Annotated in this window: 14 protein-coding genes; 8 read left to right on the forward strand and 6 right to left on the reverse strand. The window is 67.6% G+C overall.

From position 1 onward, the window contains the following. The first annotated feature begins 1 nt into the window (after position 1). From ACFVUS_RS20365 to ACFVUS_RS20390, 6 genes are all read left to right on the forward strand, one after another. Positions 2–817 (forward strand): ABC transporter ATP-binding protein, encoded by an 816-nt coding sequence (locus ACFVUS_RS20365; protein ID WP_387768227.1) that lies wholly within the window; start codon positions 2–4, stop codon positions 815–817. Beyond that, entirely contained in the window at positions 814–1,764 is a 951-nt protein-coding gene (locus ACFVUS_RS20370; protein ID WP_387768230.1) for a glycosyltransferase, read from the forward strand. Before ACFVUS_RS20365 ends, ACFVUS_RS20370 begins: the two co-directional genes overlap by 4 nt. 237 nt (positions 1,765–2,001) lie before the next feature. Continuing rightward, positions 2,002–3,147, forward strand: coding sequence for a ribosome small subunit-dependent GTPase A (rsgA, locus tag ACFVUS_RS20375; RefSeq protein ID WP_387768233.1), 1,146 nt, complete (start codon positions 2,002–2,004; stop codon positions 3,145–3,147). After that, positions 3,144–3,287 (forward strand): hypothetical protein, encoded by a 144-nt coding sequence (locus ACFVUS_RS20380; protein ID WP_387768236.1) that lies wholly within the window; start codon positions 3,144–3,146, stop codon positions 3,285–3,287. Before rsgA ends, ACFVUS_RS20380 begins: the two co-directional genes overlap by 4 nt. A gap of 164 nt (positions 3,288–3,451) precedes the next feature. Further along, a complete protein-coding gene (locus tag ACFVUS_RS20385) occupies positions 3,452–4,750 on the forward strand; it encodes a sensor histidine kinase (protein ID WP_387768239.1) in 1,299 nt (432 codons plus the stop codon). Positions 4,751–4,796: 46 nt separating this feature from the next. Then, positions 4,797–5,441, forward strand: a complete 645-nt coding sequence (locus ACFVUS_RS20390; RefSeq protein ID WP_387768242.1) for a response regulator — start codon at positions 4,797–4,799, stop codon at positions 5,439–5,441. Between the two features lie 52 nt (positions 5,442–5,493). Here ACFVUS_RS20390 and ACFVUS_RS20395 read toward each other — a convergent pair whose 3' ends face one another. Together ACFVUS_RS20395 and ACFVUS_RS20400 are read right to left on the reverse strand one after the other, a co-directional pair. Next, complete coding sequence (locus ACFVUS_RS20395; RefSeq protein ID WP_387768245.1) at positions 5,494–7,149, reverse strand: alpha/beta fold hydrolase; 1,656 nt, start codon at positions 7,147–7,149, stop codon at positions 5,494–5,496. A 56-nt stretch (positions 7,150–7,205) separates the two neighbouring features. Then, positions 7,206–8,390 (reverse strand): serine hydrolase domain-containing protein, encoded by a 1,185-nt coding sequence (locus ACFVUS_RS20400; protein WP_387768248.1) that lies wholly within the window; start codon positions 8,388–8,390, stop codon positions 7,206–7,208. A gap of 242 nt (positions 8,391–8,632) precedes the next feature. Between ACFVUS_RS20400 and ACFVUS_RS20405 the strand changes: the two genes are divergently transcribed. Continuing rightward, a complete protein-coding gene (locus ACFVUS_RS20405; RefSeq protein ID WP_387768251.1) occupies positions 8,633–9,481 on the forward strand; it encodes an SDR family oxidoreductase in 849 nt (282 codons plus the stop codon). A 157-nt stretch (positions 9,482–9,638) separates the two neighbouring features. On the opposite strand, the gene ACFVUS_RS20410 is transcribed toward ACFVUS_RS20405, so the two are convergent. The 3 genes from ACFVUS_RS20410 to ACFVUS_RS20420 form a co-directional block, all read right to left on the reverse strand. Further along, positions 9,639–9,782 (reverse strand): hypothetical protein, encoded by a 144-nt coding sequence (locus tag ACFVUS_RS20410; RefSeq protein ID WP_387768254.1) that lies wholly within the window; start codon positions 9,780–9,782, stop codon positions 9,639–9,641. Positions 9,783–9,894: 112 nt separating this feature from the next. Next, positions 9,895–10,314 carry a hypothetical protein gene (locus ACFVUS_RS20415; protein WP_387768257.1) on the reverse strand — a complete coding sequence of 140 codons (420 nt, stop codon included), beginning with the start codon at positions 10,312–10,314 and terminating at the stop codon, positions 9,895–9,897. A gap of 77 nt (positions 10,315–10,391) precedes the next feature. Continuing rightward, on the reverse strand, positions 10,392–10,769 hold the full coding sequence (locus ACFVUS_RS20420; protein WP_387768260.1) for a hypothetical protein: 378 nt from the start codon (positions 10,767–10,769) through the stop codon (positions 10,392–10,394). A gap of 21 nt (positions 10,770–10,790) precedes the next feature. Here ACFVUS_RS20420 and ACFVUS_RS20425 point away from each other — a divergent pair, with 21 nt between their 5' ends. After that, complete coding sequence (locus tag ACFVUS_RS20425) at positions 10,791–11,378, forward strand: TetR/AcrR family transcriptional regulator (protein WP_387768263.1); 588 nt, start codon at positions 10,791–10,793, stop codon at positions 11,376–11,378. 157 nt (positions 11,379–11,535) lie between these two features. On the opposite strand, the gene ACFVUS_RS20430 is transcribed toward ACFVUS_RS20425, so the two are convergent. Beyond that, complete coding sequence (locus tag ACFVUS_RS20430; protein WP_387768266.1) at positions 11,536–13,434, reverse strand: glycosyltransferase; 1,899 nt, start codon at positions 13,432–13,434, stop codon at positions 11,536–11,538. Positions 13,435–13,465 lie beyond the last annotated feature (31 nt).

Consider the following 13,465-nt stretch of genomic DNA (forward strand, 5'->3'; position numbering starts at 1 on the left):
AATGACCGACCATGTGAGTATCGAAACCCAGCACGCGTGGGTCGAGTTCCCGATCTTCGACGCCAAATCCCGGTCGCTGAAGAAGGCGGTCCTGGGGTCGGCCGGTGGCGCCATCGGGCGCAATCAGTCCGATGTGGTGGTCGTGGAGGCGTTGCGCGATATCACCATGTCGCTGAAAGAGGGCGATCGGATCGGTCTGGTCGGCCACAACGGCGCGGGCAAATCGACGCTGCTGCGGCTGCTTTCGGGCATCTACGAACCGACCCGCGGCAGCGCCCGGATCCGCGGGCGGGTCGCCCCCGTCTTCGATCTGGGCGTCGGCATGGACCCGGAGGTCTCGGGCTACGACAACATCATTATTCGCGGTTTGTTCCTCGGGCAGACCCGCAAGAAGATGCTGTCGCTGATCGATGAAATCGCCGATTTCACCGAATTGGGCGAATATTTGGCGATGCCGCTGCGCACCTACTCCACCGGTATGCGGGTGCGCCTGGCGATGGGCGTGGTGACCTCCATCGATCCGGAGATCCTGCTGCTCGACGAGGGCATCGGCGCGGTCGACGCGGAATTCATGAAGAAGGCGCGAATCCGGTTGCAGGAATTGGTTTCCCGCTCCGGCATCCTGGTTTTCGCGAGCCACTCCAACGAATTCCTCGCCCAGCTATGTGATTCCGCGATGTGGATAGATCATGGACAGGTCCGCATGCACGGCGGCATCGAAGAAGTCGTGCGCGCGTACGAAGGCCCGGAGGCGGGCGATCACGTGGCACAGGTGCTGCGGGATTTGGCACGTGAACCCGAACGGAATCCCGCATGAGCGACCGTCAATCCGGCAACGCTGACCAGACCACACCGCATTTCGGCGACGATGCCCGCATCGTCGCCATCGTGGTGACCCATAAACGCCGGGAACTGCTGGCGGAGTCACTCAAGGTGCTCTCCACCCAGACCCGGCCCATCGACCACCTCATCGTCGTGGACAACGGCAATGAGGCCGAGGTGGGCGAGCTGGTGCGCAATCAGCCCATCGAATCCACGTACCTGGGTTCCGCGCACAATCTCGGCGGCGCGGGCGGTTTCGCGCTCGGCATGCTGCACGCGCTCACCATGGGCGCGGACTGGGTGTGGCTGGCCGATGACGACGGCCGCCCGGACGGGCCGGAAGTGCTTGCCACGCTGTTCGATTGCGCGAAGCGGCATCAGCTGGTCGAGGTGTCGCCGGTGGTCGCCGATATCGACGATCCGGATCGGCTGGCGTTCCCGCTGCGCCGCGGCGTGGTGTGGCGGCGACTGCGCTCCGAACTCGGCGACGAGGATTTCCTGCCCGGCATCGCCTCGCTGTTCAATGGCGCGCTGGTGTCGGCGGAGGCCGTTGACATCATCGGCGTACCGGATCTGCGGCTGTTCGTGCGCGGTGACGAGGTCGAGGTGCACCGGCGGCTGGTGCGGTCCGGGCTGCCGTTCGGAACCTGTTTGCAGACCGCGTACCTGCACCCCAACGGGTCCGAGGAGTTCAAGCCGATCCTGGGCGGGCGGATGCACACCCAGTATCCGGACGATCCGGTGAAGCGGTACTTCACCTATCGCAACCGCGGGTACCTGATGGCGCAGCCGGGCATGCGGAAGTTATTGCCGCAGGAGCTGGCTCGGTTCGGCTGGTTCTTCCTGCTGCAGCAGAAGGATCCGCAGGGGTTCATGGAATGGCTGCGGTTGCAGCGGCTCGGGCGGCGCGAACAGTTCCGCAAGCCCGAGGCGAAGGCATAAGCGCAGGTAGAAAAATAGATTGCGCCGATCGGGCGAACCTGACAGGGTTGGCCCCGTTCTTATTCGGCGTCGCGATCACCCCGGTGGTCGCCAAGGGAGAGATGAGGAGGTGGATTACGTGACTACAGCAGCTCGGATTGTCGTGCCCGCGCGTGTTTTTGCCGCGCCGTGCGTATCCACCTCGAATATCTCGCGCTGAGCCCCGGACGGGCTCGGCCCGTCGAAGGACTCCCTGAAATGTCTGTGGTCGACTACGACCTGCTCTCCCCCTACGGCTGGACCGCCGATGTGGCCGCCGAATACCTTCCGCTGCTGGGTGATTCGCTGACCCCGGCGCGACTGCTGCGCATGGATCGCAGCGAATGCGATGTGGCGGTGCCGATTTCCGGCACCCGCCTGCCCGATCAGGCCGCGGCCGTCATCGTGCGCGCCCGCTGCCCGCGCTCGGACTCCGATGTCACCGGACTGTGCACGGGGGACTGGGTGGGACTGAGCACCGAATCCGGCGAACGGCCTGTCACGCGCGGCATGCTCAATTCGGCCGTGGTGCGAAAGCTGCTGCCGCGCAATACCGCCATCGTCCGCGCCGCGGTTTCCGGGCATTCGGATTCTCGGGCTCGCGCGGGCGATCAGGTGCTCGCCGCCAATGTCGATACCGTGCTGATCTGCTCGCCCGGCGACGGGGATGTGGATCTCGGGCGCATCGAGCGCATGCTCGCACTGGCCTGGGAATCCGGGGCGCAACCGGTGGTGGTGCTCACCAAAGCCGATCTCGCGCAGGATCTCCCGCTGGACGAGGTGCGGGCGGCCGCTCCCGGGGCGACCGTGCTCGCGGTGAGTGCGTCCACCGGGCTCGGCATGGAGGTGCTGACGGCCGTACTGGACGGCACGGTGGCGCTGCTCGGACCGTCCGGTGCGGGCAAATCCACCCTCGCCAATGCCCTGCTGGGTTCGGAAGTGTTCGCCACCAACGCCGTTCGCGAGGGTGACAAACGCGGACGGCACACCACCGTGCACCGCGAACTCCGTCCGCTGCCGGGCGGGGGCACCCTCATCGACACCCCCGGGCTGCGCTCCATCGGCCTCTGGGATGCCGCCGAGGGTATCGGCCGCACCTTCAGCGATATCGAATCCCTTTCCGCCGCCTGCCGTTTCACCGATTGCTCGCACGACCGGGAACCCGGCTGCGCCGTCCGGGAGGCCATCGAATCCGGCGAGATCCCGGAGCGCCGCCTCACCAGCTATCGCAAACTCTCCCGCGAGAACGAGTGGATGGCGGCGCGCTCGAATCACCGCCTGCGCGCCGAACGCGAACGCGCCTGGAAACAGATCGGCAAGGATCAACGCCGCATGTACCGCGACCGCAGCAAATTCGGCCGATGACCGCACCGACCGCGCCCGCCCCGGGCGCACCCCCGCACCCCGTGGCCGCCCAGGTCCTCAAAGCCTGGGCACGCTGGGGGCATCTACCCGACCTCCAACCCCCGCCCCCGAAACCCTGGATCGGCGGGGGTCGGCCCTAGCGCCGAGACAGCGGACGGTTACGCAGCGGGCCGCTGGACGGGTGAACAGGTGTGGGCGGATAGGCTGGAAGGGTGCGAAGAGCTGCGAGTTTTCCCGATGCGGGGTTGAGTGCTGCCCCGCATCGGGTGGCGGCTCCGGGCGGGTCGATGCCCGGGATGAGCCGATGAGTTTCGCGGTGGGGTGGGTTCGGGGTCGGCTGCGGGCCATGCCGAGTGCGCTGTTGTATCTGGGCGTGGGGGCGGTCACCGCGGTGGTCGCGGTGCTCGCGCTGGTGGGGTTGTTGCTCGTCGCGGCGGCCTGTCTGGTGGGGGTCGGGTTGCCGCTCATGCCGGAGGCGGTGCGGGTGGTGCGGCCGCTGGTGCGGTTCGATCGGCGGCGGGCCGCGGGCTTCCTCGGGGTCGAGGTGGCCGAGCCGTATCAGCCGATGGCCGGGGATTGGCGGCAGCAGTGGGGGACGCTGCTGCGGGATCCGGCCAATCGGCGGGATCTGGGGTGGCTGACATTGCATGCGGTGACCGGGATCTTCGTGGGGATCATCGCGGTGGCGTTGCCGGTGGCGGCTGCGGCGCAGGCGCTGCGGCCGTGGTTCTGGCAGGTGCTGCCCGAGCGCAGCGTCGAGGGGCTGGGGTTCGTCGTGGACTCCTGGGGATTGGCGCTGCTGGGTTCGATCGCGGCATTGCCGTTCCTGTGGCTGGGCTTGCAGGCCCCGGTGGTGGCGCGCTGGCAGGCGCGGATCGCGGCGGCACTGCTCGGTCCGGCGAAGGGGATCGTGCTCGCGGATCGGGTGGCGGCGCTGACCGCGACCCGGGCCGCCGCCCTGGATGCGCACGGCGCGGAATTGCGCCGCATCGAACGCGATCTGCACGATGGCGCGCAGGCGCGGATCGCCGCCGTGATCATGCAGCTCGGAGTGGCCGATCAACTGCGGCAACGAGATCCGAACGCGGCCGATGAGCTGGTGCGCAAGGCCCAGGACACCGCTACCGCGGCACTGGCCGAACTGCGCGATGTGGTGCGCAGCGTCTATCCCCCGGTGCTGTCCGATCGCGGTCTCGCCAGCGCGATTTCGGCCTTGGCCGCGCGCAGTCCCATCCCCTGCACGGTGGATCTCGGCTCGGGTGCGCATCGCCCCGGCCCCGAGGATCAGGGCACCGAGTCGACGCCAGCCTTCCCGCGCCGTCCCGCGGCGGTCGAGGCCGCGGCGTATTTCGTGATCGCGGAGGCACTCACCAATGCGACCAAACATTCTCGGGCCGAGCATGTTTCGGTGACACTCGGCGGGTCGGCCGACGCCCTGACCGTTGAGATCGCCGATGACGGGGTCGGAGACGCCCGGGATATCGAGGGTGGCGGGCTGGCCGGAATCCGGCGGCGGGCCGAAGCATTGGATGGGCGGATGCTGCTGAGCAGTCCTGCCGGAGGACCTACCGTGGTGCGCGTGGAGCTGCCATGCGGGTTGTGAGAGTTGGGAACACCACTGTGCCGTGGGGCGAAGGAGAGGTGTCGCCGTGCGGGTGATCATCGCCGAGGACGATGCGCTGTTGCGGGAGGGGTTGGCGCTGCTGTTGAAATCCGCCGGGATCGAGGTGGTGGCGGCGGTGGACAATGCGGATGATCTGCTGGCAGTGGTGACGGCGGATCGGCCGGACGCGCTGGTGGTGGATGTGCGGATGCCGCCCACGTTCACCGATGACGGATTGCGGGCGGCGGTGCGGGCCAGGCGGATTCATCCCGGACTGCCGGTGCTGGTGCTGTCGGCGTGGGTCGAGGACAGCTATGCGGCCGAACTGCTCGGGGACGGGGCGGGCGGGGTGGGGTATCTGCTCAAGGAACGGGTCGGGAAGGTGGATCGGTTCCTGGAATCGCTGCACCGGGTCGCGGCGGGTGGGACCGCCATGGATCCGGAGGTGATCTCGCAGCTGCTGGTGCGGCGCAAAGCCGATGATCCGCTGTCCGCGCTCACGCCCCGGGAACGGGAGGTGCTGGCGCTCATGGCCGAGGGCCTGGACAACGGCACCATCGCCGAGCGGCTGATCGTCTCCGAAGGCGCTGTGCTGAAACACATTCGGAGCATTTTCGCCAAGCTCGGATTGTTCGCCGACGAGGTCGGGCACCGCCGGGTGCTGGCGGTGCTCGCCTATCTCAACGCCTGAGCGGGTCCGCCGCGGCCGCATCGCCGTGCGCGGCCGCGGCGACCCGACCGCCTCAATCCGCTTGGCAGGTGGCGTCATTCGCGGGCACCGTGCCATCCAGGAGGTAGTTGTTCACCGCCGCGTACACGCAGCCGTTCGGGTAGCGGCCGAAAATCCAGTGGATGGCAACGTTTTCCAGCGTCACCAGGCGTGAGGCCGTCATGGCCCGGTGCAGGCCCTGGGCATTGCCGTAGCTGGTGCGGGTGTCACCGGTGGACTGCACGATCAGCGCCGGGACCGCGTTGTGCACCTCGGTCGCCGCCTCCACCGGCGGAGCCCAGAACGCGCAGGGCGTGATGTTGTTGGTGAACGCGCCGAATACCGGCTGACTGCCCCGGGCCGCCTCGATATTGCGCCAGTACCAGGCCGGATCGCGGGGTACCGCGACATCGCCGCACATGATGGCCATCTGCGCCGCGCCGTCCGCTGGATCGGCCTTCAGCATGTAGGCCAGAGAGGTGAGCACGCCCGGATCGGGGGTGATCGGTTTCCCGTCGGCCGCGTCGGCGAACAGCCGCACCATATCGGAGACGCTGTCGTACGCGCGCGGATCGTCGAGGACGGTGAACAGCATCATCGGCAGCGCGTGTTCATCGACATCGTATTCGCCCACCCGGATGGGCTTTTCGGCCGCACGGCGGATCAGATCCATGAGGGTGGCGCGCACTTCCGCCCGGGTGCCGCCGAGCCGGTAGCGGTCGTTCTTCGCGGCCGCGGCGTCGGCCCAGGCGTCCAGGGCGGCCTCGTTCGGCGCACCCATATCGCGCATCATGTCGACCGCGCCGTAGCGGACCGGATCGACCGCGCTGTCCAGCACGATGCGGTCGGTGCGCTCGGGGAACATCTGGGTGTAGACCGCGCCCAGATAGGTGCCGTACGAGGTGCCGTAGTAACTGGTCTTCGACTCCCCCAGTACCGCGCGAATCACATCCATATCGCGCGCGGTGTTACGAGTTGTGAAGTACCGCAGTCGTTCTCCGCCGGAGGTGGCGCAGCGGGCCGCGAGTTCGGCTTGCGAGGCAACCGATTCCGCGTAACCGGCGGCGTCGAGTCCGGCCGATTGTAGGCCGAAACCGCGCGTCCAGCCGCAGTGCACGGCGGAGGAGCGGCCGATACCGCGTGGGTCCATGCCGATGAGGTCGTAGCGGGCGCGCACCTCGGGGGTCATGGCGGCGCCGAATTCGGGGGTGAAGTCCAAGCCCGCGCCGCCCGGCCCGCCCGGATTGGACAGCATGATGCCGCGCCGGTTCGCCGTATCGGTGGCGGAGATCCGCGAGATCGCGACGGTGATCGTCTCCCCTTGCGGGGCAGCGTAATTCAGGGGCACGGTGATATCGGCGCACTGCGCGCCCGCCTTGTCCAGGCTGGGCACATCGCACGATTTCCATTGCGGCCGTTGGTCATAGAACCCGTCGAGGGCGGGTTCGGCGTCGGCGGACGGGACGATGGGAGTGACGAGCAGCGCGCCGATCACCGCGGCGACGCCGGTCAGGACGCCCGCGCCGATGGTCAATCGCCGTCTGGTCCGGCGGTTGCCGCGCGGAGCTACGGCACCGGGCAGGACTTTCGCGGCCGCGGCGCCGGGCGAGTCCCCCGTGGCCGTCGCGTCGGTGCGATCGCGCGAGGACGCGGCGGAATCGTCGGGGCGGGCGCTCTCGGAGTGGCGCACAGTCATTCCTTCCAAAACATGCTGTGGTGGCGAGTCGGGTTGCGGCGGAACGCGGTTCAGTTCGCGCAGAAGGCGGCGTCCACGACCTTGACGACCAGCTCATCGGTCGCCTCGTCGGTGGGGAGCTGGTTCACCGTGACGGTGATCGCGGTGCCGTCGGCGAGCACGCCATTGCGGGTTTCGAAGCCGGGGATGCTGCCGCCGTGGCCCCAGATCTCCTTACCGCAGGTGTTGGCCTCGCGAATGAGGCCCAATCCGTAACCGGCGCCGGGCATTCGGTCGAAGGGCACGGTCTGCTTCATCTGCTCGAGCAGAGCGGTGGGAATCAGGTCCCCCTTCATCAGCGCGATGAAGAAGCGATTGAGTTCGGCTCCGGTGGAGACCATCGCGCCGGCGGTGCCGCCCCAGGACGGGTTGAGGTCGGTGTAGTCCTGCCGCTTGCCGTCGATCACCTGGTATCCCCTGGGATGCGGTCCGCGAATGACGGTTTCGCCATCGGCCGGGAAGTAGGTGTTCCGCAATCCGAGCTTGCCGACGATGCGGGTGTCTATCTCCGCGGCGGCGGATCGGCCGGTGATCTTCTCGATGAGCATGCCGAGCAGCTGGTAATTGGTGTTGGTGTAGACCGAGCGCGCGCCGGGCGCGTATTGCGGGGGCATTGTCATCGCGTCGCGCACCAGTTCAGCCGAATCATATTGCCGGTAGCGGGTTTCGGGCCGCAGCACCTGCACCTGGGCGGGGTTCGGGGGCTCCGTCGCCGCCGGGTTGGCGCTGGCGAGGTAGTCGGGCAGACCGCTGGTGTGCTGGAGCAGTTGCCGCACGCTGATCCTGTTGCCGTCATTGCCGCTGCCCTGCACCACGCCCGGCAGGTAGCGCTCGATGGGCGCGTCCAGGTCGAGTTTGCCTTCGGCGACCAGTTGCAGCAGGACCGTGGCGACGAATGTCTTGGTATTGCTGCCGATTCGGACCTGCGCGTTGTCGGCGATGGGCGCGCCGGTGGTGATATCGCCGGCGCCCGCGGTCAGGGTGCGCTGTCCATCGGGTCCGGTGATGACCACTTGGACGCCCGGGATTCCGCCCTGCACGGCCGCGTTCATGGCGTCGGCGATGGCGCGATTCCGGTCGGGGCCGTTCGGTGCGGGCGTGGTGTCCCCGCTACCGCATCCGGCCGCGGTGAGTGCCGCGACCAGTCCGAGTCCGGCCAGCGCGGTACGGCCGCGATGCCGCGCGAGTGTCCTCATGAGAAGGCGTTCCTCCTGTTCAGGCCGGGTTGTCCGGCGGATTCCAGCCTAGGAAAACGGCTCTGACCTGCCCATCCGGTGAACACCCGGATCCTTGGTAGCGCTAGCGCTACCGGTGGTATGCAACTCGTTGCATAACGCGGCGAATACGCCTACTGTCCGAATTGCAGGGTTTCGCCCCGGCCTCGCATGGACGCGCGGATTATCGAACCGGGGCGATGGCAAGGGAGAGGGAGCTGACCATGACGCAAGAACGGAAGCCGCTGGCGGGCCGGACCATGATCATGTCGGGCGGCAGCCGCGGCATCGGGCTGGAGATCGCCAAACGCGCGGCGGCGGACGGCGCGAACATCACGCTGATCGCCAAGACCGATACCCCGCATCCGAAACTGCCCGGCACCATTCACACCGCGGCGGCGGAGCTGGAGCAGGCGGGCGGCACCGTCCTCAAATATGTCGGCGATGTCCGCGATGACGGCGCGGTGGCCGAGGCGGTACAGCAGACCGTGCAGCGTTTCGGCGGTATCGATCTGGTGGTGAACAACGCGTCGGCAATCGACCTGTCCCCCACCGAGATTCTCCCCATGAAGAAGTACGACCTGATGCAGGACATCAACTGCCGCGGCAGTTTCCTGCTCTCCAAGACCTGCATTCCGGCGCTCAAGGATTCCGCCCAGGCGGGCCGCAATCCGCACATCCTGACCCTGTCGCCGCCGCTGAACCTGGACCCGAAATGGGCCGGAGCCTCACTCGGCTACACCATCGCCAAGTACGGAATGTCCCTGACCACACTGGGTCTCGCCGAAGAACTCCGCAAGTACGGCATCGGCGTCAACTCGCTGTGGCCCCGCACCACCATCGCCACCGCGGCCGTCCGCAACCTGCTAGGCGGCGAGGAAATGGTAGCCACCTCCCGCACCCCCGACATCTACGCCGACGCCGCCTACCTGGTCCTGACCTCCCCCGCCAAGGACACCACCGGCAACTTCTTCCTCGACGACGAAGTCCTCGCCGCCCACGGCATCACAGACCTCGACAAATACCGCGTCATCCCCGGCGACGGCCCCCTAACCACCGACCTGTTCCTCTGACGGGCACCCCTACAACCACGAAAATCGTTGTGCGATAACAGAACTCCGGCACGCTGCGGCTCCAGGTATATTCGCGTTCGATCAAAGGAAACGAATACACATGGAGCAGCAGAGGTTTGCCGTCGGGCTGGAGCCATTCGACCATCCACGTCACCACCTACGCCGCACCACACGCCATCACCAGGGTGGTCGCGTCCTGCCCCATGTACCGGGAGCCGTCCACCACGCGGACACCGTCACCGACCAGGAAACCGGACGGCACCTGGCGGCAGGACCCGCCGGTAACCGTGCCAGGCAGCACGGTCCCCACCTTCCCGGGTGCCATCTGGCACCGGAGCGCGCGCGTCGACAACAGTCCCCGGCCCGCACCCACCGGCTCCTTCGGCTGACGGTGCGCCGGTCGGGGACCGCCGTCAACTGCCGGATCGCGCCTCGAGCTCGGCCAGCTCCTTCAGCGTGAGCAATTGTTTGCGCATCATGATGAAATCGCCCAGGACCGGAAGGGCCAGTAGCCAGGATGGGCCGGGGAAGCGGACGCGGGCATGTAGGCGGCTCGTTTCGGGCGAAGGGCCGGGGTGTACGGCGTAGGTGACGGCGGCCGCACGGGCGCGCAGGGTGACGTCCTTGCCGAGGGTGAAATCGGTGAGTTCGAACATGCTCATGAAGCGCTGTCCCACAGCCAGTTCGGCGAGTTCCGGATCGCGGGTGCGGGGGCTGGGGCGGCCGAAGTTGTCCAGCAGGTCGTAACTGTAGGGGGCGGCGCGGAGCTGGCAGATCCACTGGAAAACCAGAGTTGGCGGTGCGGCGACCGAGACCGCGCGGTCACAGCTCACGGATGCTCCGGAAGTCGCGCTGTCGCAGGGCAATTCCATCGCGATCTCGGCGGCGGTGGCTCCCCACCGGCGGCCGATCACGGCGCGCTCGCCGCGGCGGCTATGCGCTTCAACATGTTTCGGACTACCAGACGGTGGCCGCCGGTGCCTATGACGAGGGCCTTGTAGATGCGGCCGTGCGGGCCGGGGAAGACGGCGCGGGTTTCGGCGGTGAGGCGGGTTCGGGTGGGGGTTTCTTCGGTGAGGGTGAAGGTCAGGGCGTAGCGGGAGAAGGGGTGGTGGCCGACTGCGGCCAGTCGGTTCGGCGGGTCGGCGGCGTCGAGGGTGAATCCGCGCGGGAGTGTGCTGAGATCATTCGGGTTCTCGCAGGTGGTGCGCAGTAGGGCGGACCAGGTTTCGGCGCGATCGGCGGGGACTATTGTGGAATGCTCATCGATATAGGGCAAACGCTCCATATAGAAGGACTGTACTAGTTCATGGCACCTCCCCGGAAGCACGACACCGATGTGATCCTCGACGCGGCCCGCACACTGGTGCTGCGCGATGGGCCGCGCGCGGCCAGCGTGGCCGCCATCGCGGAGGCCAGTGGCGCGCCGGTGGGGACGCTGTACCACCGGTTCGGCAATCGCAACGGGGTGGTCATCGCGGCCTGGCTGCGCGCGCTGGAACGATTCCAGAGCGGGGTGGTGAACGCGGCTGTGGCGCAGCCGGATCCGATCGAGGCGGCGGTGGCCATGACCACGGCCTCGCTCACCTTCGGGCGAGGGTGCCCGGAGGACGCCAAACTACTGCTGAATCTGCGACTGCGCGATCTGCTCGACGGCACCCCGGATACCGAATTCAACGAGCGACTGGCGGCGATGAACGAACCGCTGTTCGCGGAATTCCACCGGATCGCGCGCGGGATCTTCGGTTCCGACGGCGAACGCGAACTGGACGCGGTGCGGCGCGCCGTGGTGGACCTGCCCTACGGCGCACTGCGGCGCTTCGCCCACACCGGGGAGTTCCCGGACTGGCTGGACGCCGACCTGACCGCCGCCACCCGCACGCTGCTCACCCGATAGCAGCAGAACTCCCCGTCATCCCGGCGCGTTTTTGGCCGGGATCCACACCACGCAGCGGTTCAGCCGATGTGTGTAGATCCCGGCCAAAAGCATGCCGGGATGACGGGGGTGGTCCGGCGCGGAATGCCCTCGGGCCCCAGCCTGCCGGACGCCCGGATTACTTCGGGTCGATGCCGTAGAGGCGTTCCCAGTTCTCGCGGCTGGTGAGCTCGGGCATGGCTGCGCGCCACTGCTGTTGCAGGGACGGGAGCTCCTCGCGCAGCTGCTTGAGGACCTTGTAGGCGCGCAGCAGCAGACGGCGGGCGGTTTCCTTGTCGCGGCGGCGAATTCGCACACCGGACTGGGAGGCGTCGGTGACGACGACGTGGTCGTAGAGGCCGATATGCCACCAGTGCGCGTCCTCGCGGGTGACGCCGACGACGCCCGGAATGGTGCGGCCGGTCCACTGGGTGAAGGCGCGTTTGAACAGGATGAGCAGCGGGCGGCTGGGCTCACCGCCGGCGCGGCGCAGGTGCACGTGCGCGTTCACGACCGGTGCGGTCGCCGCCGGATGCTTGATGGTCTCCGGATAGTCGGCGCGCGAGCCGCGGGCGGTGGCGAGGGCTTCGATTCCGCCGTCGCGCAACGCCTTCGGGCCGCGCAGATAATCCTCGATACCGGAGAGGGTGGTGTGCGCCAGACCGTACTGCATACCGACCAGGTACTCGCCGATCTCCCGGAAGAGCTGGCGGGTAATGGCTTTGGCGTCGAGATCGTGATGCAGCGAGGACACGATGAGCGAGTTGCGCGAGCTGAAGTAGCGCGCCCAGTCGTCGAAGTCCTTCCAGTAGAAGTCCGCGTGCCAGACGGCGGCGTTGGGCAGGGTGACGGTGACGAAGCCGTTCTCCCGTGCGCGCAAACCGTATTCGACGTCGTCCCACTGGAAGAAGATCGGCACCGGCAGCCCGATCTTCTTCACCACCTCGGCCGGGATGAGGCAGGTCCACCAGGCCTGGTAGCCCGCGTCCACGCGGCGCTCCTGATGCTTCTTGAGCATGCTGGTGTTGCGCAGCGCCTTGGACACCTTCTGCCCGTGCCGCAGCTTGCCCAGATTCGTTTCCTCCGCACCGACATTGAGGTAGTCGGGGTTGTAGAGGAACAGCATCTGCGCGCCCACCAGCGTGGGCTCGGTGGTCATGTTGGCGAAAGCGTTGAGCCGCAACACCGTTTCGGGCTCGCACAGGATGTCATCGTCCATCAGGATGATGTCGGCGTGCTCGTTCGCGCCGGACACCTCGTAGAGGCCGCGCGTGAAGCCGCCCGCGCCACCGAGATTCGGCTGCCGGATGTAACGCAGCTTGTCACCCAATTTGGGTGCCGTCTCCGTATAGAGGGGTTGATCCTGCACCAGATCGCTGCCCTGATCGACCACGTAGACCGCGTCGATAGCGCTCAGCACGGTGCTGTCGGAGGCGAGCGCGGCCACGGTGGCCGCGCAGTCCGGCGCGCGGTTGAACGTGCAGATGGCAATGGCCACCGGGCGCACGTGATCCGGTGCGGGCGCGGTCCATTCCAGATCGGTGACGGTGACCTCGCCGCCGATGGCGTCGATCTCCAGCCAGAGCGCGCCGCCGTCGATGAACATGTCCAGGGCCGCGCTCAAGACGACGCGCCCGGTCTCGCTGGTTTCGGCGGTCGCGACGACACGCCGATGCCCGGCGATATCGGAGGCGGCCAGTCGCACCTTGGTCTTACCGCCGACCTCGAGTGTCATGGCGACCTCGACGGCGGTGACGGTGGTCCAGCGCTGCCAGTAGCTGGCGGCGAACCGCCCGAAGTAGGTGTTGGTGTGCGCCTTCGCGCCCTTGTCCAGCCGCAGGCTGAAGCGTTCACGATGTGCCTTGCCGCCCTTGACGACCGCGTACAGCTCATCGCTGATCCGCGGCGCGGGACCGGTGAACAACCCGCGCGCGAGCACCAGCCGCTCGGGAGCCGCGTGTTCCGCGCGTAGCGTCGCGGGGGCTCCGGCGGTCCGGTCATTGATTTCGGTCACGGCTTGGCCAGCCGACGCATCCATGAATTCCCTCGACATCCCTCGAAATCAAACA

Source organism: Nocardia sp. NPDC058058, from assembly GCF_042885355.1.
Taxonomy (GTDB): domain Bacteria; phylum Actinomycetota; class Actinomycetes; order Mycobacteriales; family Mycobacteriaceae; genus Nocardia.